The organism is Mesorhizobium sp. M1423, assembly GCF_040317575.1.
Lineage (GTDB): Bacteria > Pseudomonadota > Alphaproteobacteria > Rhizobiales > Rhizobiaceae > Mesorhizobium.
Genome location: NZ_JAMYKU010000019.1, coordinates 11,791 through 35,142, shown reverse-complemented (window position 1 = coordinate 35,142; position 23,352 = coordinate 11,791). Strand labels below are relative to the sequence as shown.

The window sequence follows — 23,352 nt, the reverse complement described above, 5'->3', positions numbered from 1 at the left end:
GTTGAAAATAACCAGCATATACTTGCTGTGAGTATAAGCGATGTCAACCCCGCGCCAGCGGCAATTTTGTCCCGGCGATGACCCTCTCGTCGAGAACGGCGTGGCGGAACCGGTAAAGCTTCGCTGGCCGGCCGCCGGTCTCCGCGGTTGCCTCTCCGGTCTCTTCGACCAGCTCCTGCTGCTCGATCAGCCGGCGAAAGTTCGGCTTACGCACGAGCCTGCCGGCAAGCGCCTCCACGGTTCGCTGCAGCTGCAAAAGCGTGAAGACCGGCGGCATCAGCTCAAAGACGACCGGCCGGTATTTGATCTTGGAGCGCAGCCGCGCAACGCCGGTCGCCACGATGCGGCGATGATCGGCGACCATAGACTTGCTGGGCACCAGCGGAGGCAGCGTCGCGTCCCGTCCGCTTCCGGCCTCTTGGACCAGGCCTGCTTCGTAGACTAACTCATAGCGTTGAAGCGTGAGTTCCTCGTTCCAAAGGCGGTCGTCGAAGCCGAAGGCTATCGTCGCCCGCTGCCAGCGTTCACGTCGCGTGGCCGCGTCGCTGACGCCGTCTGCCCATTCAATCAGGCGCGGTCGCAGAACGTCCAGCACGACCGGAGGCGTGCCGGAGCGGTGGTCCTCCCATGGAAAATATTCATACCAGCTCTGCCAGCCGCACTTGGGCGAGCCAGCTGCCTGTTCCTTGCGGGTCAATGCGAGATAGCTGATGGAGATGACGCGCTGCTGGCGCTCGGCGCCGATGCGATCCCGATCCGCGAAGGTGTAGAGTTGCTCAATATACCCCAGGGGATGGCCGGTCTGCTGCTCGACCCACCCCCTCAAACCGGATTGCAGCGATCGGTGCTCAAGCGCAAATGGTCCGGAGGGAAGGGTGTCCGCCTGGCCGATGGTGAGGACACAGGGTTCACTGTCGTTTACGGCGACGACAAAGGCGATCAGGTCCACTTTGACTTCGTCGGCCTTGACGGCGGCTCTGTCTTTCCTGGGTCCTTTTGCCTGATCGTCCATGTTCGCGAAAGTGGTTGGCCAGCTCGGGGGCGCCTGAATCGATTTAAGTGTAAGCGCGCCTGTCCGCACGTCAACACCGCACAGCTGCACGGCCATTTTTAGCTCTTCGCACTTGCACAAAAATGTGGCAAACGCGACACCCGCGGTTGGTAACGTTGGGGAAGGAGGGTCCATTGAGTGCGTTTGGTGACACCAAGGCGATCACACCGCCGGATATTCGTTCGCGCAAAGGTGGGACGCCGCTCGTCTGCCTTACCGCCTACACGACGCCAGTCGCCCGGCTTGTCGATCCCCATTGCGATGTGGTGCTGGTCGGCGACAGCGTCGGCATGGTTCTCCACGGCCTGCCCTCGACGCTCGGTGTGACGCTGGAGATGATGATCACGCACGGCCAGGCCGTGCGCCGTGGCCTCGAGCAGGCGCTGATGGTCGTCGACCTGCCGTTCGGTTCCTTCGAGGAAAGCCCCGAGCAGGCTTTCCGCAATGCCGCGCGCGTCATGGCCGAGACCGGCTGCGCGGCCGTCAAGCTCGAAGGCGGCGAAACGATGGCAGAGACGATCGGCTTCCTCGCCGCGCGCGGCGTGCCGGTCATGGCCCATGTCGGCTTGACGCCGCAGGCGATCAACACCATCGGTGGCTACCGCGTGCAGGGCAGAGGCGGGGATGCCGAGCGCATCAGGCGCGACGCGCTTGCGGTAAGCGAAGCGGGCGCCTTTGCGGTCGTGCTGGAGAAGGTTCCCGAGGCGCTCGCCCGCCGGATCACCGGGGAGGTGGCGACCCCGACCATTGGCATCGGTGCCTCGGCAGCCTGTGACGGCCAGATTCTCGTCGTCGACGACATGCTGGGCCTCTTCGGCGACTTCCGGCCCAAATTCGTCAAGCGCTATGCTGAACTGGGGGAGGCCGCTGCGGCTGCGATCGCGGCCTATGCGCGGGAAGTGAAGGAGCGCCAGTTTCCGGCCGCCGAGCACGTGTTTGCCGATGCGCCCAAGCCCGCCGACGGGGACGCCACCAAGAGCGGAGAAGCAGCGTGAGCGTGCCGATTGTCAGGAGCGTTGCCCAGCTTCGCCAAATCGTCGCCGCATGGCGCGGCGAGGGCGTGGGGATTGCCGTGGTGCCAACGATGGGCGTCCTGCATGAGGGCCATCTCAGCCTGGTGCGCGCGGCACTCGAGAAGGCCGACCGGGTGATCGTGACGCTCTTCGTCAACCCGAAGCAATTCAACAGCCAGGCCGATCTCGCCGCGTATCCGAGCACCGAGGACGAGGATGCCGCCAAGCTGGCACCGCTTGGCGCGCACCTGCTTTATGCGCCGGATGCAGAGGAAATGTATCCGGCGGCCTTCGCCACGACCGTTTCGGTGTCCGGTGTCAGCGAGGGCCTGTGCGGTGCCTTCCGGCCGGGACATTTCGATGGCGTGGCGACCGTCGTCGCCAAGCTCTTCCTGCAGACCAGCGCTGACTTCGGCTTCTTTGGCGAAAAGGACTTTCAGCAGCTTCAGCTAGTCAGGCGTATGGCCCGGGACCTGGATATTCCAATCACCATTGTTCCTTGTCCGACAGTCCGCGAAGCCGACGGTCTTGCACTATCATCGCGCAATGTCCGGCTCTCGCCAGCAGAGCGTGCTGTTGCCCCCGAGCTACCATCGGTCTTGCTCGAGACGGCTGAGCGGCTTGCCCGCGGCTCGCCCGTCCTGCCAACGCTTGCCGAAGCGCGCGCAGCAATTCTGGCTGCGGGCTATCGCGAGGTCGAATACCTGGAACTTCGCGACGAGGCAGATCTGCGACCCATGACAAGCCTTGACCGACCTGCACGCTTGCTTGTCGCGGCCTGGCTCGGCGGCACACGGCTCATAGACAACGTCAGAATATCACGGGTTTCAACAGATTAACGGGGTTCTCGGCACGCGCTGTATCCGTCCGGGATCGTTTAAAACAAGGTCTCTGCCTGGCATCGAGCGATCACGGAGGTTACGCAAAGCGCAAATGCATCGCGTGTTTGAGAACTTCGTCGAGCAACTGTCTGCAAGTGTTGATGCTGCCGATCTCCGTGAGGCAATGGCATCCGCTGCAGCCGGCTTCGATTTTCCGCTATTCGCCTATTTCACTTACCCGTCGGCCCCCGGCGACGCCCCGCAATTGATCTCAAACTATCCTTCATCCTGGACATCACGTTATCTGCAACAGCGGTACCACAGTCTTGATCCGGTCATCCTGCGCGGGCTGCAAGGCTGGGATACCTTTGATTGGGGTGTGGATCGCGCTCGGCACTGTCTGCCGAATTCGCAGCAACAAATTCTGGAGAGTGCGGCTGAGTTTGGCATCCGCGGCGGCCTGACGATATCCATGCATGATCATTGCGGCCGGTTTGCTGCCCTGACCTTTGCTTCCGACGAGTCCCGCCCGCCTCTGTTGCGGTCACTGACACGTTACGAAAAAGCATTGCAGCTGGTGGCCATCAACTTTCATATCCATGTCCGGCGCAGGCTCGCCGACGATCGCGTGGTGGATGGTGTAACGCTCACCCCGCGGGAGTTCGAGTGCCTGAAGTGGGCGGCGCGCGGCAAGTCGGCTTGGGTTATCAGCCAGCTTCTCGGCGTCTCAAAGCGCACCGTGACCTTTCATCTGGAAAACGCCAAGGCAAAGCTTGGCGTTCGAACGATCAACCAGGCCGTTGCACGACTGGCTGCCTCCGGCCAGGCGAGATCCTGATTCGTCGGCCACGATAGCTGTAAACCTCTACAGGCTGCATCGCTGCCGGCTTTGCCCTTCGATGGCGGGAACACATCCCGCACGGAGGCGACCATGATGCAGCTGATAACACCAGACCTTTACGACGAGTTCGCAAGCGAGCTCAAAGAGATGCACGGGCTCAGGTTTAGGGTGTTCAAGGAAAGGCTCGATTGGGAAGTTGATACCGAAGACCAGATGGAAACAGACCCGTTTGATGGTCTGAAGCCTGTCTATCTGCTCCTCAAGGGATCCGACTGGCGAATTCGCGGTTGCGTGCGTCTTTTGCCCAGCACCGGACCCACAATGTTGCGCGACACGTTCCCGGTGCTGCTGGGTGCTGACGTCGTGCCCTCGACCTCCGACATATGGGAGAGCAGTCGTTTCGCGCTCGATCTTCCTCCGTCGGCGCCCAAGGCAGCGGGCGGACTGGCCCAGGCAACCTACGAGCTCTTCGCGGGCATGATCGAGTTCGGCTTGCCCAAGGATCTGACCCGGATAGTAACGGTGACGGACACGCGCATGGAACGGATCCTTCGCCTCGCGACGTGGCCATTGTCGCGCATCGGACAACCCAAGTCCGTCGGCAAAACGGAGGCGGTGGCCGGGTTTCTCGAGATTTCCCGCGCGAGCCTTTTGCGCATCCGCAGCAGGGGACGTCTGAGCGGACCGGTACTGTGGCAACCGGTTAGGCCCGTCGGCATTGTGGACACCTGAGCCGTGAAGGATGCTGGTCTGCCCAAGGAAGCGACGGTCGGTCTTGTATGCTGGCCGGACTGGCGTCGTTACGAAGCTTACCACTACGCCAGACGATTGCCACGCACTGCCTGGGCCTGGGAGTTTCTTCGGCGCAATCCACAATTTCAGCGCGACCACGCCAAAATGGCACCGTCCGCCTACATTGTCGGAGCCCAGGCCGACATGAAGATAATCGAGTTGACGACAGGATCATCTTTCCTAAGACAATGGAGCCTCCTTTTTCGCGGACGCGCCACAGTCGGACGCTACGTCGGCAAGGGTATTTTGGGATCCGCGCGACTGCGCCCGTATTCTACGAGCGGCCGCGGAGCCGGTTGGGCTCGACCACGATTTTGAACCGCTTGATCTCCCTTCGCTCTCATGCTGCAAGGACATCCTGCTGACACCTGCCGGCGTGCAGCACGTGCTGCTGAGGGAGGAACTGCCGGAGTCTGCAGATCGCCCTTTCCGGTGCATCCGTTCTCCGCCCGTTGCGGCTATATGTCGACGCGATCGTGCAGCCGCAGCACCTGAAGTTCCATGTCGCTGCCCTTCAGTTCCTGAACGACATCAATGGTTGCGGCCGCCTGGCAGCTGCTTGCTTTCCGCCGGAACCCCGCGGAGCGCGTCTGCGTATCGTGCTCCAGGCTTTGGATGGCTCGCTTGCGGGAGCATCTCATCAGGAGATCGCCATTGCCCTGTTCGGGAGACGCCGTGTCGAAGAAGATTGGTCTCATCCAGGTAGCCATCTTCGCGATCAGGTGCGTCGCGCCATCCAACGTGGCCGCTACCTGATGGGCGGCGGCCATAGACAGTTCCTGATGTAATTCGGGTGACAGCTTGGTGATTGTCTTATTCGAAAACGCGCAGGCATCAATCTCCATTTCTCACTGCTATTGTGCCTTGTACAAGACGTGACACGCGCCTACTTCTTCCGCTGCGGGAATCGGGTTTGAGTAATACGGACGAAGCACTGAGAACCAACGTTTTCGTGATAGTGCATTCATGCCCCGAGAATCCTGATGACCGTTACGAACCCCGACAAAGCCGGCGCTGACTGAAACGGTCGCTGAACGTGCTCTGTGGCCTGCGCCGCCTGACTCTCGGTTTCGGCTATGCCGACTAACAGCGTATTGATAGGCCATCGCGGGCTAAGCTCTACCGGCGAAAGCCGCGTCAAAGCGGCAGGCAATCAGAAACTAGATCGGCGGCGACGATGATTATGATCAACGTGACGAACACGTGAATCATGCCGACGGCGCCGACGTTGCCGATGATGATGATGCCGACCATGCGTCGCTGATGCTGCCTAACTACAGTGCTGTGTGATCATGCCGATCACCGCGTGACCACGAGCGGCGGCGCTTCGTGTCAGGTGCGTGGCCGGGATGATCGCGCATGGCCGATTGTTCCTTCGTGCCGCGGGGTGTGGGCTTGCGTTCGGTCATGAGGACGTCAGGCGCAACGAGGAAGTTAGATCAGGGCCCCAAACGCGGCTTATCCATGGGGTGGATGATAGCTATCCCTACAATCAATTATACCAATATTACCCAATACTACTAGAAGATCCCCCAATGAAAGCGGCCGGATGGGTATCCGTCTCGCGTAGGCTGAAGCTGCCGGCAAGAATGGGAAGACGAACATGTGCGGGATTGTTGGCATCGTTGGGCAACAGACGGTGTCGGATCGGTTGGTCGACGCATTGAAGCGTTTGGAATATCGCGGCTATGATTCCGCCGGCGTTGCGACGATCACCGAAGGTGTCTTGCACCGCCGGCGCGCCGAGGGCAAGCTCGTCAATCTCGAGAGGAGACTGAAGGAAGAGCCGCTGAGCGGCAACATCGGCATCGGCCACACGCGTTGGGCAACCCATGGGGCCTCGACGGAACGCAATGCGCACCCGCACTTTGCCGACGGTGTCGCCGTCGTCCATAACGGCATCATCGAGAATTTCACCGAGCTGAAGGACGAATTGGCGGCGGCTGGCGCCGAGTTCCAGACCGATACCGACACCGAGGTCGTCGCGCATCTCTTGGCAAGACACCGCCGGGAGGGCATGAGGCGGCAAGAGGCGATGCGTGCCATGCTGAAACGCGTCAGGGGCGCCTATGCGCTTGCCGTCCTCTTCGAAGATGATCCGTCGACCATCATGGCGGCGGGCAACGGACCACCGCTGGCGATCGGTCACGGCGACGGCGAGATGTTCCTGGGCTCCGACGCGATCGCGCTCGCTCCCTTCACCAATGAAATTACCTATCTCATCGAGGGCGACTGGGCCGTTGTCGGCAATTCGGGCGCCCATATCTTCGATTTCGACGGCCATCCCGTCGAGCGTCCGCGCCATACCTCCACGGCCGCGGCCGATCTGGCCAACAAGGGCAACCATCGCCATTTCATGGAGAAGGAAATCTACGAGCAGCCCGAAGTCATCGCCCATGCTCTCCGTCACTATAGCAACGTCATAGAGAAAGCCGACATGGTTTCTGGCATCGATTTCGCCAGGATCCCGAGCTTGGCGATCTCGGCCTGCGGGACCGCCTATCTCGCCGGACTGATCGGAAAATACTGGTTCGAGCGCTATGCGCGCCTGACGGTTGAAATCGACGTTGCGTCCGAATTCCGTTACCGCGAGATCCCGTTGTCGCCGCAGTCGGCGGCTCTTTTCATTTCGCAGTCCGGCGAAACCGCCGATACGCTCGCATCGTTGAGGTACTGCAAGGAGCGTGGGTTGAAAATTGGCGCTATCGTCAATGCCTGCGAATCGACCATCGCTCGGGAGGCCGATGCGGTCTTCCCGATCCTTGCCGGACCGGAGATTGGCGTCGCCTCCACCAAGGCGTTTACCTGCCAGCTTGCGGTTCTAGCCGCACTCGCCATCGGTGCCGCCAGAGCCCGCGGGACCGTAAGCGAAGACGAGCTGCAGGCGCTCGTCAGGAGCCTCGCCGAAGTGCCGCGCGTCATGGGCCAGGTACTCAACAGCATCCAGCCGGAGATCGAGTTCCTGTCGCGCGAACTGTCAAAGTGTCGTGACGTCCTGTATCTCGGCCGTGGCACCAGTTTCCCGCTAGCGATGGAAGGTGCGCTGAAGCTCAAGGAGATTTCCTACATCCATGCCGAGGGCTATGCGGCGGGTGAATTGAAGCACGGTCCGATCGCATTGATCGACGACAACATGCCAGTGATCGTCATCGCGCCCCATGATCGCTTTTTCGACAAGACCGTCTCCAACATGCAGGAAGTGGCTGCCCGTGGAGGGCGGATTATCCTCATCACCGATGAAAAAGGGGCAGCCGCATCGAAACTCAACACCATGCACACGCTCGTGTTGCCGGCTGTCGACGAGATTATCGCGCCGATGATCTTCTCGCTGCCGATACAGCTTCTTGCCTACCACACGGCGCTCTTCATGGGCACAGACGTAGACCAGCCGCGCAATCTCGCAAAATCGGTCACGGTCGAGTGATTGTGAACCTTTATAGGTGGCGATGCTTGCCCATCTTCGCTGCATCGGCGGTGGAAATTGGTCGAAGGTATCAGCGTCCGCGAGGCTGGGTGGACGGTGCCGCGAATAGCCACTGGAGGCGTCAGTGAGAGTTCGAGTTGCTGTTCAAGAAAGCCATCGGGGAGAATGAGTCGTGTAGGATCGCAGGTCGAATGCGCTACAGCCGATCAGGCCATCTCATGGCGGGCAGGTTCTTAGAACTTGATCAAAAGCAGGTGAGCCGCCATATTCCGACCCGGCTGCCAATTTCAAGTGGCCCATTCCATGGATGAGGCCGGTCCGGCCGAATGGACGTCCATTTTTTTGATTTGCTGGGTGTGCGCCAGGGTCGGGGAGGAAATCTCCCGATTTGTCAGGCGCTCCCATCTTCTTGGAGATGTTTATGAAGGATTCGCGCATTCCCGAGCCAGTCTTGACGGCTATGTCGCAGGGGACCCACATCATCCGCGCTTATCGTGAGCACCTTGGGTATTCAATCGAGGACCTCGCGGTCGCGTGCGGGCTTGCCGCTCAGGAAATCCAAAACATCGAGCGGGGTCTAAAGTACAATAAGGGCTATCGGAATCGGATAGCGAGATCGCTGTCCATACCTGTGGGAATTCTTGAGGCAGAGTCGGACATATCGGACGCCGCCTGATCAGTCGGATAATCTGCAATGGGTGGAAGACCGCTCTTGTGATGTGACGTTTGCGGCTGATAGTCGTCGCTTGATTCCGTTGTACGCGAATGCCTTCTGGCGCAGTACCGCCAAGAGAATTCTCGTCCACTGTCCGAGTCAGGAACTGCACACGGGCTCGCCGAACAGGAAGTTGGAACGCTTCGTCATGCTGTCTTAGGCGATATAGCCGCCCGGAGTGCTGCGACACGTGCACGATAGCATTGGCTCGCGAGGATGGATTGCTAACGGCGAACCCATGCTGGTCGGCAAGGCGATACTGGCTGGAGCATCAACTCGGCCGACGAGAGTGGCCCCCCATCCTAGGCAGGATCGGCCGACATGGCCGGCATCGCGAGCCGCTCTGAAAAGAGCACAGCGGGCATCCAGACGCTGCCGGGTTGACTATGGGTGTCGGAACCGGAAAAAAGGGGCCGCTCTTCATGAGTGGCGGGCGCCGGCAGTCTAACCCCAAGCCCCCCGCCAGGCTGCCGGCGCGCTTCTAGCCGCCTTGATGCACGGCGATAAGCTTTTGAAGGCCTGAAGCGACGTTGTGGTCGCCGTTGCGGTGCTTTTCCACGCGCCTCGTCAGGCGCCGGGATTGCTCCGTCGTGATGGCAGGCGGGGGTTTGCAGGTTGCGGTCGACGGGTTCGTTTCGGGGCGTCTGCCCCCATCGTTATGTCGCGAGTTGGGGGATGCGATCGAGGACGATGCGCAGGATGCGCTGGTCGGGGCACGATGTCGGCAGGTGCAGGCGGATTTGCGATTTCATCTCGACCACCCGCGCAGCGATTTTGATGAGGCGCAATCGCAGCGTGTCGAATTGGGCGACGGCAAAGCTCGAGCGCCTCGGCATCGCGGCCCGCAAGCCCCACATCAACCAGTAAGCACCGGCATGCAGGAATAGCCGGAACTGGTTGGCCGTCGCTCTGGTGCAGGATGTGCGGTCGGCGGCAAGATGCGTCTTCCACGACTTGATGTGGTTCTCGGCCGCGCCGCGCCGGCAGTAGACATCCTCGTAGAGCGCCTTGGCCTTCCCACCGGCAAGGTTGGTGACGACGAAGCGGATATCGCCACCTTGGGCGCCGACCTCGACCCGCGCGATGATGCGCTCGACGCGGCTCCAACTAGCGGCGCCGTCAACGAACTCCTTGAACCTGCGGACCTTGCCTGTCTTGGCCGACGCTTCGAAGCGCGCCGTCGTGCTGGCCTCCAGATCCGCGACATGCTTGCGCAGGGTCGTGGTGGGCGCGAGGCCAAAGATGAAGTCGACGTCGTTGGCGCGGCACCAGTCGATGACCTGCGGGTTGCAATAATGGCTATCGCCGCGGAGCAGGATTCGAATGTTCGGCCAGTTGATCCGGATCGCCCGCACCAGACGGCGCAGGTGGGGGCGGATCTCAGCCCCACTCGGCCGCTTGGCCGGTCGCAGGATCGCGCTGACGAACCGTCCCGCACCATCGAACACGACGATCGGCTGGAAGCCGTACTCGTCATGGTGGGCATTGAACAGGCGAAGCTGTTGGCCTCCGTGCACAGCGTCGAAGGTGTCGTCAATGTCGAGTACGATCCGCTTCGGCACCTGCCGGAACGAGGCGCAATAGAGATCGACCATCGCCCGTCCCATCGCGACCAGCTCCCGCACGCCGGGTAGGTTCTCCAGCCGGCACAGCGTCGATTGCGACGCCAGATCCCGACCCGACGGCAGCGCATCCTGGGCCATCTTGAAGACCGGATCGCGGCGCAGCCGGTTGGCGTCGTTGCCGTCCTCGTAGCCGGCGGCGATCATCTTCATGCGAAAGCCGATCATGTCCGCCAGGCTGTGGACGACCTGGTCCGGGCAGCGCGGATCGTCGATGCAACGCGCCAGACGCTCGGCCACCCGCAACCGCTTTTCCACCTCGGCCAAGGCCAGAACGCCGCTGTTGGACGACAGCATGCCGCCGTCGAAACGGGCGACGACGGACTTGCCGCCGACTGATGACAAACCGCTCAGCGGCAGCGCAAGATCGTTCATGGTGGGTGTGGTCTCCGGGAAATGGTTCGGATCGGCTTAAGCAACCAAATCCTACGTCATTTCAACGGCTTGCGCCACATCCACCAACCCCCATGAATTTGGTTAGGTTGATGCGGCGTGCCGCCGCCGTGAGGCCGCGCTCGCTCAGCAGCGCGTCGAGAACGACGAGAAGATTCAGATCGAGCCCTTTGAAACGCATGTCTTAGCTATCCATAGCGTGGATGCATTTGATTGAAACAAACGATTTTACCAATTTTCCGGAATGTCGCATGGACTTGGCAGGACCTCACGTGCGCCGATCACTGCCTCTATCGCGTGGCGAGTCCCTTGAGAAGAGCCCAAAAGAGGAAATCTGTCGCGTGCGGTGGAGATTGTACTGGGAATGAGAGGCAGCGCTCCGATCATGTTGAACTCTCCGACGAATGGCGGACCGGTACAATAGTTGATCGCAACTGGTCCGGAGCTATGAAACATCTCGATTACATATGAGGTGCCGAGTGAATACGCTGACAGCACCCACCGTCGCAGCGTTTAGCTGACGTTTGACGACGGTTCCTATCCATTTACACGCAGATTCATGATGTGCTGGCGCAAAAGCGAGAGGCCGGCGACTTTTCTTCGTCATCGGGCTGACGCCGCAGAAGCCGGAACTCGTCCGGTTCCTATGGGCATTGGGCTTGGTTCGGTCGCACAGGCTCTATGAGGGGCAATTTTGGCAACGCGACGCGACTCGGGTTTTGAACGACGCCGAAAACGCAAGCTGGAAAGGAACAAGATGGCAGATCAACTCGCCAACGAAATAATCGCCGTGATCAAGAAGCGCGCCGCGTCGCAGGGCGGCATAGCGCCTGCCACAGGCGGCGAGATAACGGCTGCCACGGGACTGACTTCGCTCGGTATCGATTCACTGGGATTGGCGGACGTTCTCTGGGACCTGGAGCAGGCCTACGGCATCGAGATCGAGATGAATACGGCCGAGGCATGGTCGGATCTCCAGAATGTTGGGGACATGGTGGAAGCCGTGCGCAGCTTGCTCGCTAAGGGGGTGTGAATGGACAGGCGCGTCGTGATTACTGGGATTGGCGGTATTTGCGGGCTTGGGACCAACGCCGCCGCCATTTGGACAGAGATGCGAGAAGGCCGCTCCGCCATCGGCCCAATCGTCAACTCCGAGCTCCATGAATTGAGGGTCAGGATCGGTGCCGAGATCAAGGCGCTGCCGGAGCATGACATCGACGGCAAGCAACTCATCTCCATGGACCGCTTCAGCCTGCTCGCTGTGCTTGCGGCGCGCGAAGCCATGCGTCAGGCCGGACTTTCCTCCAAAGAGGGAAATAGCTATCGCTTCGGTGCGACGGTGGGCGTTGGCGGCTGCGGGTGGGATGCGATCGAGCAAACCTACCGCGCCATCCTTCTGGGCGGTAAGCGTGCCGCTCTCTTGACTGTACCCAAGGCGATGCCGGGTGCCGCTGCCGGCCAGGTCAGCATGAGTCTCGGCCTGCGCGGGCCGGTCTTCGGCGTCACGTCCGCCTGTTCCTCGGCAAACCATGCGATTGCCTGCGCGGTGGACCAGATCAGGCTCGGCCGGGCCGACGTGATGCTTGCCGGCGGCAGCGAAGCGCCGCTCATATGGGGTGTGCTGAAGGCATGGGAAGCGATCCGCGTGCTTTCGCCCGATACTTGCCGGCCATTCTCGGCCGATCGCCAGGGCCTGTCGCTTGGTGAAGGCGCCGGCATGGCGGTGCTGGAAAGCTACGAGCATGCCCTGGCTCGGGGCGCCACCATCCTTGCCGAAATTGCCGGTGCCGGCCTTTCCGCCGATGCGTCCGACATCGTCGCGCCGACTGTCGAGGGGCCGGAGGCAGCAATGCGGGCCTGCCTTGCCGATGCCAGGCTGGACGCCGAGGATGTCGACTATCTCAACGCGCACGGCACCGGCACCAAGGCCAACGACCAGATCGAGACGGCGGCGATCAAGCGCGTCTTCGGTCAGCACGCCTTCTCAATGTCCATTTCTTCTACCAAGTCCATGCACGCGCATTGCCTCGGCGCGTCCGGCGCGCTCGAGTTGATCGCCTGCGTGATGGCTATCCGCGAGAGCGTCGTGCCGCCGACTGCCAATTATCGTGAGCTGGACCCCGATTGCGATCTCGACGTCACGCCCAATGTGGCACGCGAGCGCAAGGTGCGCGTGGCACTGAGCAACTCCTTCGCCTTTGGCGGCACGAACGCGGTTCTGGCGTTCAGGCAGGTGTAGAAGCCATGAGAGATGCCTCCGGCAACATTATCTCTCGCATCCAGATGCTTGCCGGATAACTATTGTGAAGGGCGGGTCATTGACCGCCTCGGCGAATGCGGGAAGTGGCAGCGGAAGCTCGACGATCCGGGGGTATCGTCTTTGCGAAATTCTTAACTGTTGAAGCGGCTTGGACGTACCGCCGCCCCGTAAAAGGTAAGCGAGGCCCTGCGGGCTCGGCTTGAGGGTCTGAAGCTGTACACGACAATGTCTGGAAGCCGCAGGGTCGGCTCTGCGCCCGTTATAGTCGCCTGAGTGCTGCCGGCCCGGCCGCGCCGCGGGCGCCGTCAACGAACTCCTTGAACCTGCGGACCTTGCCTGTCTTGGCCGACGCTTCGAAGCGCGCCGTCGTGCTGGCCTCCAGATCCGCGACATGCTTGCGCAGGGTCGTGGTGGGCGCGAGGCCAAAGATGAAGTCGACGTCGTTGGCGCGGCACCAGTCGATGACCTGCGGGTTGCAATAATGGCTATCGCCGCGGAGCAGGATTCGAATGTTCGGCCAGTTGATCCGGATCGCCCGCACCAGACGGCGCAGGTGGGGGCGGATCTCAGCCCCACTCGGCCGCTTGGCCGGTCGCAGGATCGCGCTGACGAACCGTCCCGCACCATCGAACACGACGATCGGCTGGAAGCCGTACTCGTCATGGTGGGCATTGAACAGGCGAAGCTGTTGGCCTCCGTGCACAGCGTCGAAGGTGTCGTCAATGTCGAGTACGATCCGCTTCGGCACCTGCCGGAACGAGGCGCAATAGAGATCGACCATCGCCCGTCCCATCGCGACCAGCTCCCGCACGCCGGGTAGGTTCTCCAGCCGGCACAGCGTCGATTGCGACGCCAGATCCCGACCCGACGGCAGCGCATCCTGGGCCATCTTGAAGACCGGATCGCGGCGCAGCCGGTTGGCGTCGTTGCCGTCCTCGTAGCCGGCGGCGATCATCTTCATGCGAAAGCCGATCATGTCCGCCAGGCTGTGGACGACCTGGTCCGGGCAGCGCGGATCGTCGATGCAACGCGCCAGACGCTCGGCCACCCGCAACCGCTTTTCCACCTCGGCCAAGGCCAGAACGCCGCTGTTGGACGACAGCATGCCGCCGTCGAAACGGGCGACGACGGACTTGCCGCCGACTGATGACAAACCGCTCAGCGGCAGCGCAAGATCGTTCATGGTGGGTGTGGTCTCCGGGAAATGGTTCGGATCGGCTTAAGCAACCAAATCCTACGTCATTTCAACGATCAGATCCCGAGCAGCCAGCCAGTATTCGACCGTCGCTGGCGCCTCCGCCCACTGAGGCCTTGTGCTTCCTCCAGCGAGTCAAGCCGATCACCATGCGTGTCGCCAGTTCTGGTGCTCACCCACGTGCCATTTGCGATCTTGTGTCGGTGAGAGCACCGCAAGCACCTCCCCTGCTAGAGGGCAAGGCGGCTTGCGTCGCCCGTGTTGTTACTATTCTTCGCTGGGGTCGGAGTTTTTTCCTTGGCTTCGGAATCGGGACATTCGGCTTTGCAAAAAAATAGGCCATCGTGGTCGATCGTCACGCCCCCGAGTTCGGCGGCACGATGGGACGACAACGGCAGCGCAAGCTCCATTTGCGCGAGGGGCTCGTCCCTTCAAATACTTGATGCATTTGCGCTTTGCGTACCTCCGTGCATGTTGCTCGATGCCAGGCGGAGACCTCTGTCTAAACGATCGCGCATCGATGCAACGCCCACGCGTGGATCGCCATCATCGCGGCGATCGCTTTGCCGCGATCGCCGCAGCCGTTTTCGAGCACGACAATCATGCCGGCGCTGTCGGCAGCGATGCGCATGCAAAAATTCACAGATGCATTCTGGCCAAATGCTAGCTGCCCAGCAAATGTCCGGCATTTCGCAAGGCCCCTAGGAAGAGACTGGCATGGCCGTTGGCATCGATCTTGGCCTGCATCGACAGGGGCATGCTGTGCCAGTTCTCCAAGGGCGCAATGAAATGTGAGAACGTACCGTTGACGATGCAATGGTGGGTAACAAGGCCCTGTCTGTCCAACGCCAGCACGCCGATCTGGTCGCCCTGATATCGGATGGCTGCGACCCGCTGGACCCCCGCATCACCGTCGACCCGCACGTCGAAAAGCAGGATGCCGCGGCTCCTGGTGGCTACCTCGGCGGCCTTTTCAGCGAAGCTTAAGGAGAGCGAGCGGACGCTTTCGACCGCCAGCTGTAAAACCATCAAATCCAGTTCATCCACTGCCATAAGGTACCTGCGCGCAACACATGGGTGATAGCAATCGACCACACCGCTTGTTCACAGATGTCGGCTCACGACCGATCATTCAGGTTGTTGCCGGACGTCCATTGACCGAGGGAGTGCTCCGGTTCGAACCGATCCTGAAGCGGAATGCGCTGGATCTACGGAACCCGAGGAGCAGGCCGGCCAAAGTTGCCGCGACAATTGATGTCGTGATCATTCCAGACATCTGCATCGGCGTCGCTGAACATCCCACTGGTAAGTCCGTTGTTTGCGGCAAGCCCATCCTTGGGCCGTCTAGTACCTGAAACCCTCGCGGTGGCGTCCCTCGAAGCTCGGGACCGCCGGGCGCTTGATCGTCGAGAACTTTGTTTACGAAGGTCCGGACCTCCTGCAGAGCTTATTCTGGTGCGCTCGCCTTTGAGCATTCCGCTGAAGCGTGACGTTTCGCTAGTCAGTGTTCCTTGCAGGCTCACCGCGAGGGCGCCTTGCACACAGCTGCACGTCAGCGCATGAAACTCGTCCCCCGTTCACTTCACAAAATGGATTTCCTGAAGTACTGGGAGCGCAGAGAAATCTCCGGTCGCAGCCTACCCGGTTAAAACAAGGACCCAAAAATGAAGACTCTCGTCGTCTGCTCCGGCGGATTGGACTCCGTTACCCTTGCTCACAAGGTGGCAGCGGAGCACGAACTCGCCGGCCTCCTATCTTTCGATTACGGCCAACGGCATAGGAAGGAATTGGGCTTCGCCGCCCTTTGCGCGGAGCGACTGAGCGTCCCGCACCGCATCATCGACATCCACGAGATCGGCGGCGGCCTTTCCGGCTCCGCGCTGACCGATAATGTGGACGTGCCCGACGGGCACTACGCCGAAGACACGATGAAGGTGACGGTGGTGCCGAACCGGAACGCCATCATGTTGGCCATTGCCTTCGGCTTCGCCGCAGCGCACGGCGCTGAGGCGGTGGCGACGGCCGTGCATGGTGGGGATCATTTCATTTATCCCGACTGCCGTCCGGCCTTCATCGACGCTTTCCAGATGATGCAGGACCACGCGCTCGACGGCTACGCGGAGATTCGCATTTATGCACCCTATGTGAATCTCACGAAGGCGGACATTGTTAGGAATGGAGCAGCATACGGCACGCCGTTGCGCAGACCTGGTCCTGCTACAAGGGCGCCGAGCGTCACTGCGGGAGGTGCGGGACCTGCGTCGAGCGGCGCGAGGCGTTTCATCTCTCTGGGCAGCCGGACCCCACCGACTACGAGGACTCCGACTTCTGGCTCGATGCGCTGCGCAGGAGGACCGCGTAATGTTCCGCATCACCAAGGAATTCCACTTCTCAGCCTCGCATCAGCTCACCTCGTTGCCACCCGATCACCAATGCGCGCGCCTGCACGGGCATAACTACATCGTTGAAGTGGAGCTTTCAGCGAATGGACTGAACGACAACGGCTTCGTGCGCGACTATCACGATTTGGCGCCATTCAAACGCTACATCGACGAGAGCTTCGACCATCGACATCTCAACGACGTGCTGGGACATGAGCAAGTCACGGCGGAATATCTGGCCAGACATTTTTATGAATGGTGCAAGGCACGCCTGCGCGAAACCTCGGCCGTGCGGGTGAGCGAAACACCGAAAACCTGGGCGGAATACCGGCCATGACCGATACGCATCCCGCAATCCGCGTGAGTGAGATTTTCGGGCCGACGATCCAGGGCGAGGGCGTGCTCATCGGTTTGCCGACGGTCTTCGTCAGAACCGGCGGGTGTGACTATCGCTGTTCCTGGTGCGACAGCCTGCATGCGGTGGACAATCAATTCCGCCATGAATGGGAGATGATGTCCATTGGCGCGGTGTGGCAAAACGTGCTTGCGCTTTCCGGTGGCCGCCCGCTGATGGTGTCGCTGTCAGGCGGCAATCCGGCCATCCAGCCGCTCGGCGCGCTCATCGAGCGAGGCCATGGTGAAGGTTACCGTTTTGCGCTGGAAACCCAAGGTTCGGTGGCCAGGGACTGGTTTGCCGACCTTGACGTGCTAGTCCTCAGCCCAAAGCCGCCGTCAAGCCAAATGACGACCGATTGGGCCGCTTTCGAGGCGTGCCTCCAGGCGGCACAAGGCAGGCCGCAAGTCGTGCTCAAGCTCATTGTTTTCGACGAAAGGGACTACGCCTACGCGAAAGACGCCGCTGCGAGATTTCCGCGACTTCCGATCTATCTGCAACCCGGCAATCACACGCCGCCACGCCCCGCAAATGAAGACGCGCCTGTCGACCTTGACGGAATATTGAAGCGCATGGAGTGGCTGGTTGATAGCGTGACCCGCGACAGGTGGTTCGAAGCCCGCGTGCTGCCGCAGCTGCACGTTATGCTCTGGGGTAACAAGAGAGCCGTCTAGCCTAGGCCCGTTTTTCACTGAAACTGCGCCGGCGGATATTCGGGTGGACGGGTTGTCCCAAGCTTTACGGCGCTGCCGGGATGCTTGCGGACTTCTGCCACCGGCACCAAGAGCGTGGCCAGCCGCTTACGACTCGGATTGTTGCCGAGGCTCGGTTTCGACGGGCGTCGGCCTGGCGCGAACCAATCAAAGGTTAGTGCGAGCCACGGGTGGATAGTATGGTGGTGCGATTCGGCGGCGCCTGCTGCAGCTGGCACGGTCCTTGCGGTTTCTTGTTGCAAGGCCGAAGGGAGCTGTCGGCCGACAACCATGATCTGGCCAGGACGATTGTCGACTGCTTCCGATACAGAAAAGAGGCCGGACTCGACGTGGCGCTTCAGGGACTGCGAAATGGAATACGGCGCCGGAAGGCACGACCGGACGATATCGTCGCTATGCCAAGACGCGTCTGGTCCGCTCCGAATCCTGTCTCGACACGACGGTCGCCGATCAACAGTGAAAAATGTAGCGCAATCGGTCCACGATCGACTGAGAACCATGACCGTTCCTCTGCGGTGCTCAGACTGCCGCTGAGTGCCTGGCCGTTCCACTTTCGAAATATTTGTCGAACTTTGCCGCGATGCTCCTGACAAAGGGCCGGCTTTCCGCAGGCACGACGAAGCGGTCACCATCAAGTTCAAGCAACCGCGCAGGATCTTGGAGGGCCGTGGAACTCGCCTTGAGGAGAAGTCTTTGGCCGGCTTCGCCAAAGCGCTCCACCAGCTCAATCGCCGAGAAGGCGAAGTCACACATCAATCGCTCGATGATCCAGCCGCGAACACGGTCGTCGTCGGAAAGCGCGATACCCCGAACAGCGGCCAGCCCGCCATCAGCAACCATGCGTCCATACTCGGCGGTCGAAGGCATATTCTGTGCATAGCCCTGGCGAAACTGGCTGATGGACGATGGGCCGAGGCCGATCAAGGTCTCGCAGCGGTCCTCGGTATAGCCTTGGAAGTTCCGGTGCAGTGTTCCGGCGCGGGCGGCAAGCGCCAGGGCATCGCCCGGTTTGGCGAAATGGTCGAGGCCGATTGCTTCGTATCCCTGGTCCACGATCGCCCGCGCCGCCAATTGCGATTGGGCAAACCGCTCCGCCGGACCCGGCAACCAGGCCTCGTCGATCATCGTCTGATGTTTCTTGAACCACGGCACATGGGCGTAGCCAAAAAGCGCGATCCGATCCGGTTCCAGGGTCAGTGCCTGTGCAACCGTGGAGGCGACGCTCTCCCTGGTCTGATGCGGCAGGCCGTAGAGCAGATCGAGATTGACGGATTCGACGCCGCGCGAACGAACGCCATCAACAACCGTCTTGGTCTGCAGAAAGCTCTGCTCGCGGTTGATCGCTTTCTGCACCTTCGGGTCGAAATCCTGGACGCCGAGGCTCGCCCTTGTCATGCCGATTTCGGCAAGTGCATCGAGGCGGGCATCGTCCATATCGTTGGGTTCGATCTCGACGCTGATCTTTGCACCGGGGAGAAACGTGAAGCTGTTGCGCAGGACGGTTCCCAGCGCCACCAGATCCTCCGGTTTGAGCATCGTTGGCGAACCGCCGCCGAAATGGACGGCACGCACGCGGCCCTTGCCTGCGACAAGACTGGAGACGGTTGCGATCTCGGCATGCAGTGAGCGCAGATATGTGGTCACTGGTTCGTAGTGGCGTGTCTGCTTGGTATGGCAAGCGCAGAACCAGCAAAGCTTGTCGCAATACGGGATGTGCAGATAGAGCGAGATCTCATCGCCATCGTTGAGCGCCTGCAGCCAGCCACGACAAATTGCAGCATCAATGCCGGTATGAAAATGCGGCGCTGTCGGATAACTGGTATAGCGCGGGACGTTCTCGCCAAGTCTGGCAGCTAGCTGCAGTCGCATGTCGTGGTCCACCGTGTTTGCGTCGCCGGAACTGTGGACGCTTGGATGAGCCTAAGCCCTGATTTCGATCAACGTTCAGCACGGACAAACTGCCGCAAGGATTTTTCTACCGTCGATTGCTATCCTGCCCGCACTGGACCGGTAGAGCGATCGAATGACATTACGGCAGGACATTCACAGTTCCGGCATTCCCGTTCTTTGCCTGTCTTGCGAGGCACGGCACCGCGGTGTCTGTGGTGCGCTCGAACCAGACCATTTGGCTCAGCTCGCCAAGACGTCGTCGCGGCACAATATCGAGCCGGGGGTCGAACTGATCGGCGACGCCGAGGCGGTCGACTGTTATTCAAACGTGCTTTCAGGCGTGGTGAAGCTCACGAAGAGCCTTTCGGACGGCCGCCAGCAGATCGTCGGTCTCCAGTTCGCGCCGGATTTTCTGGGACGGCCCTTCAAGATGAAAAGCGCGATCAATGCGGAAGCGGCAACAGCTGTCTCGCTATGCTCGTTTCCGAGAGCGGCCATCGAACGGTTGATGAATGAATCACCGGAATTTGTGCATCGCCTGTTCAAGCAGGCGCTGAACGAACTCGACGAGGCACGCGAATGGATGGTGACTCTGGGGCGCAAGACCGCACCGGAGAAGGTGGCGAGCTTTCTCCTCATGATCGCCCGGAACATCGGTTCCAGTGTTGACCCGGCGGCCAGGTCGGCGTGCTTCGAGCTGCCGATGACGCGTGCCGACATCTCTGATTTCCTTGGAATTACAAACGAGACCGTGAGCCGTCAGCTGACCAGCCTGAGAATGGACGGCGTGATTCGGATCGAGAACAACCGCCGTATCACCGTGGACAGCATGAGCCGGCTGGAACGGCGCTGCGGCGGCCGAGGCGCAACCGCCGTTTGAATGACACCGAAGCTGCATGGCCTACGTCACTTACTTCGTTCGGGGCAGGGCATGCTCGCGTTGGGCGTTAGAAGAAGTCGCATAGCGACAGCCCGCTCTCGATCCGATCGCATGAGCCAGGTGCGTTTCGGCCAACTCGTCGGCGAAGCATCCATCCTCGACGTGCTCGACGTGCAACCGGCTGTTCCAGGCAGGATCGCACTCGGCCGAAGTCAATACGCCTCATACGCAGGGGAAAATCGCCGTCTCCCCGAACCATGTATGTCACGAAGTTAGCGCAACGCTGGCGCTGGCTGTCCCAAGGCATTGAAACGATCGACGTTCGGCAAGGCATCGGCCTACTTTCCAGCGTCACAGAAGGCGCGCTTCCCACACGCCCGCGATCGCCTCCAAACCCGGCCCGACCTGGGACGCCGGGCCTGTCCATAAGCGTGGCGGCCGGTGCCGCGCTTCCACATTCGATCTCCACAGTCTGATCGCACCGAACTCGATCCTGCTCGAAGCAAAATCGTGCGGCTCTGACATGGATCAGGGCGAGCAGGCCACGGCTGCGCAATAAGGCACTGCGGTTTGGCGCCCGCCGGAATCGGAAATCGGGGCTTGCGATGAAATTCGGCACAGAGATCGTCCTTCTAAGCCTGTTTGCGTTTGCGGCCCTGGTGGCTGCCGGCTTCGGCGTAGATGAACCTTTTCGGCGGCATATGTGGGTTTTGTTCTTCGCCGTGGCTGGCTTCACGGCGATTCTGTTGCGCAACACGGAGTTCAAGCCGGCAGTTCCGATCGACCCCGCCGCTTACATGGATGGGCCGATCCGCTACGGTGCCATCGCCACCGTATTCTGGGGCGTCGTCGGCATGCTGGTCGGCGTGGTCATCGCCCTGCAGCTCGCCTACCCGGATCTCAACATCCAGCCCTGGTTCAATTTCGGCCGTTTACGGCCATTGCATACGTCGGGCGTCGTCTTCGCCTTCGGCGGCAATGCGCTGCTCTGCACGTCGCTGTATGTCGTCCAGCGCACCTGCCGCGCTCGGCTGTTCGGCGGCGATCTCGGCTGGTTCGTGTTCTGGGGCTACCAGCTCTTCATCGTCATGGCGGCGACCGGCTACCTGCTCGGCATAACCGAGAGCCGCGAATACGCCGAGCCCGAATGGTATGTGGACCTGTGGCTGACCATTGTCTGGGTCGCCTATCTCATCCTGTTCCTCGGCACGATCCTAAAGCGCAAGGAACCGCACATCTATGTCGCCAACTGGTTCTACCTTGCCTTCATCGTGACCATCGCAATGCTGCATGTGATCAACAACCTGTCGATGCCGGTCTCCTTCCTGGGCTCCAAGAGCTATTCAGCCTTCTCCGGCGTACAGGACGCCCTGACGCAATGGTGGTACGGCCACAATGCCGTCGGCTTCTTCCTCACCGCCGGCTTCCTCGGCATGATGTATTATTTCGTTCCCAAGCAGGCCAACCGACCCGTCTATTCCTACCGGCTGTCGATCATCCACTTCTGGGCTTTGATCTTTCTCTACATCTGGGCCGGTCCGCACCACCTCCACTACACCGCCCTGCCGGACTGGGCCCAGACGCTCGGCATGGTGTTCTCCATCATGCTCTGGATGCCGTCATGGGGTGGCATGATAAACGGCCTGATGACGCTCTCGGGCGCCTGGGACAAGCTGCGCACCGACCCGATCATCCGCATGATGGTCATGGCCATCGCCTTCTACGGCATGTCGACCTTCGAAGGCCCGATGATGTCAATCAAGGCCGTCAACTCGCTCTCGCACTACACCGACTGGACCATCGGTCACGTCCATTCGGGCGCGCTCGGATGGGTCGGCATGATCTCGTTCGGCGCGATCTATTTCATGGTCCCGAAGTTATGGAACCGCGACCGGCTTTATTCGCTGCGGCTCGTCAACTGGCACTTCTGGCTGGCGACGCTTGGGATCGTCGTTTACGCCGCGGTGATGTGGGTCTCCGGCGTCATGCAGGGCCTTATGTGGCGCGAATACAACGAGCAGGGCTTCCTGGTCTACTCCTTCGCCGAAACCGTCGCAGCCATGCATCCCTACTACATCATGCGTGCCATCGGCGGCGCGATGTATCTGTCGGGCGCCCTCATCATGGCCTGGAACATCGCCATGACCATCCTCGGCTACCGGCGCGAGGAGGATCCGATGCCGCGCTCCATCCCCGCCCTCCAGCCTGTGCGATCAGGAGCCAGAAAATGGGCTTGATGGACAGACACGCGGTCATCGAGAAGAACGCCACACTGCTTCTCCTCGGGTCCCTGCTGGTCGTAACGGTCGGCGGCATCGTCGAGATCGCACCGCTCTTCTATCTCGACAACACCATCGAGAAGGTCGAAGGCATGCGGCCCTATTCGCCGCTCGAGCTCGCCGGGCGCAACATCTATGTGCGCGAGGGCTGCTACCTCTGCCACAGCCAGATGATCAGGCCATTCCGCGACGAAGTCGAGCGCTACGGCCACTATAGCCTGGCGGCCGAGTCGATGTACGACCACCCGTTCCAGTGGGGCTCGAAGCGCACGGGGCCGGATCTCGCCCGGGTCGGCGACCGCTACTCCAACGCATGGCATGTCCAGCATCTCACCGAACCACGCTCCGTGGTGCCGGAATCGATCATGCCGAGCTACGCGTTTCTGAAGGACATGCCAATCGAGGTGAAGAATTTCTCGACGCATCTGATCGCCAACAGCCGTGTCGGTGTGCCCTATTCAGACGACATGATCGCTCATGCCAATGCCGATCTCATGGCGCAGGCCGATGCGAATGCCGACACATCGGGCCTGGAGAGACGCTATCCGAAAGCCAAGGTTGGGGACTTCGACGGCGATCCGCAGCAGGTCACCGAAATGGATGCGCTGGTCGCCTATCTCCAGATGCTCGGCACGCTGGTCGATTTCAGGACTTATGACGAAGCCGCCGGCTACCGCTGAGGAGAATG

20 protein-coding genes and 4 pseudogenes are annotated in these 23,352 nt (G+C 60.9%); 16 read left to right on the top strand and 8 right to left on the bottom strand.

Going from position 1 to position 23,352, the window contains the following annotated elements:
- Nucleotides 1-43: 43 nt before the first annotated feature.
- The gene (locus NKG95_RS22490; RefSeq protein ID WP_353042649.1) at nt 44-1,012 is read right to left on the bottom strand and encodes an NUDIX hydrolase; all 969 of its coding nucleotides are present in this window, start codon (nt 1,010-1,012) and stop codon (nt 44-46) included.
- 173 nt (nt 1,013-1,185) lie between these two features.
- Here NKG95_RS22490 and panB point away from each other — a divergent pair, with 173 nt between their 5' ends.
- The 8 genes from panB (at nt 1,186) to NKG95_RS22450 (ending at nt 8,618) form a co-directional block, all read left to right on the top strand.
- The gene (panB, locus tag NKG95_RS22485) at nt 1,186-2,046 is read left to right on the top strand and encodes a 3-methyl-2-oxobutanoate hydroxymethyltransferase (protein ID WP_352458526.1); all 861 of its coding nucleotides are present in this window, start codon (nt 1,186-1,188) and stop codon (nt 2,044-2,046) included.
- Nucleotides 2,043-2,903, top strand: coding sequence for a pantoate--beta-alanine ligase (gene panC / locus NKG95_RS22480; protein ID WP_353042586.1), 861 nt, complete (start codon nt 2,043-2,045; stop codon nt 2,901-2,903). Before panB ends, panC begins: the two co-directional genes overlap by 4 nt.
- A 94-nt stretch (nt 2,904-2,997) precedes the next feature.
- The gene (locus NKG95_RS22475) at nt 2,998-3,723 is read left to right on the top strand and encodes a LuxR family transcriptional regulator (protein ID WP_352518022.1); all 726 of its coding nucleotides are present in this window, start codon (nt 2,998-3,000) and stop codon (nt 3,721-3,723) included.
- A 93-nt stretch (nt 3,724-3,816) separates the two neighbouring features.
- Nucleotides 3,817-4,458: an acyl-homoserine-lactone synthase gene (locus NKG95_RS22470; protein WP_353042584.1), complete on the top strand. Its 642-nt coding sequence runs from the start codon at nt 3,817-3,819 to the stop codon at nt 4,456-4,458.
- A 3-nt stretch (nt 4,459-4,461) separates the two neighbouring features.
- Nucleotides 4,462-4,836, top strand: a complete 375-nt coding sequence (locus NKG95_RS22465; RefSeq protein WP_353042582.1) for a transcriptional regulator domain-containing protein — start codon at nt 4,462-4,464, stop codon at nt 4,834-4,836.
- Nucleotides 4,837-4,994: 158 nt separating this feature from the next.
- On the top strand, nt 4,995-5,306 hold the full coding sequence (locus tag NKG95_RS22460; RefSeq protein ID WP_353042580.1) for a DUF2285 domain-containing protein: 312 nt from the start codon (nt 4,995-4,997) through the stop codon (nt 5,304-5,306).
- 815 nt (nt 5,307-6,121) lie between these two features.
- A complete protein-coding gene (glmS, locus tag NKG95_RS22455; RefSeq protein WP_353042579.1) occupies nt 6,122-7,942 on the top strand; it encodes a glutamine--fructose-6-phosphate transaminase (isomerizing) in 1,821 nt (606 codons plus the stop codon).
- Nucleotides 7,943-8,357: 415 nt separating this feature from the next.
- Nucleotides 8,358-8,618: a helix-turn-helix domain-containing protein gene (locus tag NKG95_RS22450; protein ID WP_352496595.1), complete on the top strand. Its 261-nt coding sequence runs from the start codon at nt 8,358-8,360 to the stop codon at nt 8,616-8,618.
- Nucleotides 8,619-9,313: 695 nt separating this feature from the next.
- On the opposite strand, the gene NKG95_RS22445 is transcribed toward NKG95_RS22450, so the two are convergent.
- The gene (locus NKG95_RS22445; protein WP_353042577.1) at nt 9,314-10,654 is read right to left on the bottom strand and encodes an IS1380 family transposase; all 1,341 of its coding nucleotides are present in this window, start codon (nt 10,652-10,654) and stop codon (nt 9,314-9,316) included.
- Nucleotides 10,655-10,751: 97 nt separating this feature from the next.
- A pseudogene (locus NKG95_RS22440) lies at nt 10,752-10,853 on the bottom strand (LysR family transcriptional regulator); the annotation flags it as partial.
- Nucleotides 10,854-11,429: 576 nt separating this feature from the next.
- Between NKG95_RS22440 and NKG95_RS22435 the strand changes: the two are divergent.
- Together NKG95_RS22435 and NKG95_RS22430 are read left to right on the top strand one after the other, a co-directional pair.
- Nucleotides 11,430-11,705 (top strand): acyl carrier protein, encoded by a 276-nt coding sequence (locus NKG95_RS22435; RefSeq protein WP_353042575.1) that lies wholly within the window; start codon nt 11,430-11,432, stop codon nt 11,703-11,705.
- Nucleotides 11,706-12,911, top strand: coding sequence for a beta-ketoacyl-[acyl-carrier-protein] synthase family protein (locus NKG95_RS22430; RefSeq protein WP_352453892.1), 1,206 nt, complete (start codon nt 11,706-11,708; stop codon nt 12,909-12,911).
- Here the strand turns inward: NKG95_RS22430 and NKG95_RS22425 are convergent.
- From NKG95_RS22425 to NKG95_RS22410, 4 genes and pseudogenes are all read right to left on the bottom strand, one after another.
- Nucleotides 12,898-13,062 (bottom strand): annotated as a pseudogene (locus NKG95_RS22425) (LysR family transcriptional regulator); the annotation flags it as partial. The gene NKG95_RS22430 and the pseudogene NKG95_RS22425 overlap by 14 nt on opposite strands.
- Nucleotides 13,063-13,230: 168 nt before the next feature.
- Nucleotides 13,231-14,115, bottom strand: a pseudogene (locus NKG95_RS22420) (IS1380 family transposase); the annotation flags it as partial.
- Between the two features lie 514 nt (nt 14,116-14,629).
- Nucleotides 14,630-14,758 carry a hypothetical protein gene (locus tag NKG95_RS22415; protein ID WP_352593363.1) on the bottom strand — a complete coding sequence of 43 codons (129 nt, stop codon included), beginning with the start codon at nt 14,756-14,758 and terminating at the stop codon, nt 14,630-14,632.
- 32 nt (nt 14,759-14,790) lie between these two features.
- Nucleotides 14,791-15,180, bottom strand: coding sequence for a hypothetical protein (locus NKG95_RS22410; RefSeq protein ID WP_023722055.1), 390 nt, complete (start codon nt 15,178-15,180; stop codon nt 14,791-14,793).
- 611 nt (nt 15,181-15,791) lie between these two features.
- Here NKG95_RS22410 and queC point away from each other — a divergent pair.
- The 3 genes and pseudogenes from queC (at nt 15,792) to queE (ending at nt 17,576) form a co-directional block, all read left to right on the top strand.
- Nucleotides 15,792-16,489, top strand: a pseudogene (queC, locus tag NKG95_RS22405) (7-cyano-7-deazaguanine synthase QueC).
- Nucleotides 16,489-16,845, top strand: coding sequence for a 6-carboxytetrahydropterin synthase QueD (queD, locus tag NKG95_RS22400; protein WP_023722053.1), 357 nt, complete (start codon nt 16,489-16,491; stop codon nt 16,843-16,845). The pseudogene queC and the gene queD overlap by 1 nt, the downstream one beginning before the upstream one ends.
- Nucleotides 16,842-17,576: a 7-carboxy-7-deazaguanine synthase QueE gene (gene queE / locus NKG95_RS22395; protein ID WP_352453860.1), complete on the top strand. Its 735-nt coding sequence runs from the start codon at nt 16,842-16,844 to the stop codon at nt 17,574-17,576. Before queD ends, queE begins: the two co-directional genes overlap by 4 nt.
- 558 nt (nt 17,577-18,134) lie before the next feature.
- On the opposite strand, the gene hemN is transcribed toward queE, so the two are convergent.
- Entirely contained in the window at nt 18,135-19,484 is a 1,350-nt protein-coding gene (gene hemN, locus NKG95_RS22390) for an oxygen-independent coproporphyrinogen III oxidase (RefSeq protein WP_353042572.1), read from the bottom strand.
- A 154-nt stretch (nt 19,485-19,638) separates the two neighbouring features.
- Here hemN and NKG95_RS22385 point away from each other — a divergent pair, with 154 nt between their 5' ends.
- The 3 genes from NKG95_RS22385 to ccoO all read left to right on the top strand — a co-directional run bounded on the left by NKG95_RS22385 (nt 19,639) and on the right by ccoO (nt 23,344).
- On the top strand, nt 19,639-20,385 hold the full coding sequence (locus NKG95_RS22385) for a Crp/Fnr family transcriptional regulator (RefSeq protein ID WP_353042570.1): 747 nt from the start codon (nt 19,639-19,641) through the stop codon (nt 20,383-20,385).
- Between the two features lie 605 nt (nt 20,386-20,990).
- Nucleotides 20,991-22,622, top strand: a complete 1,632-nt coding sequence (gene ccoN / locus NKG95_RS22380) for a cytochrome-c oxidase, cbb3-type subunit I (protein ID WP_352468490.1) — start codon at nt 20,991-20,993, stop codon at nt 22,620-22,622.
- Nucleotides 22,613-23,344: a cytochrome-c oxidase, cbb3-type subunit II gene (ccoO, locus tag NKG95_RS22375; RefSeq protein WP_352780557.1), complete on the top strand. Its 732-nt coding sequence runs from the start codon at nt 22,613-22,615 to the stop codon at nt 23,342-23,344. The genes ccoN and ccoO overlap by 10 nt, the downstream gene beginning before the upstream one ends.
- The last annotated feature ends 8 nt before the right edge of the window (nt 23,345-23,352 follow it).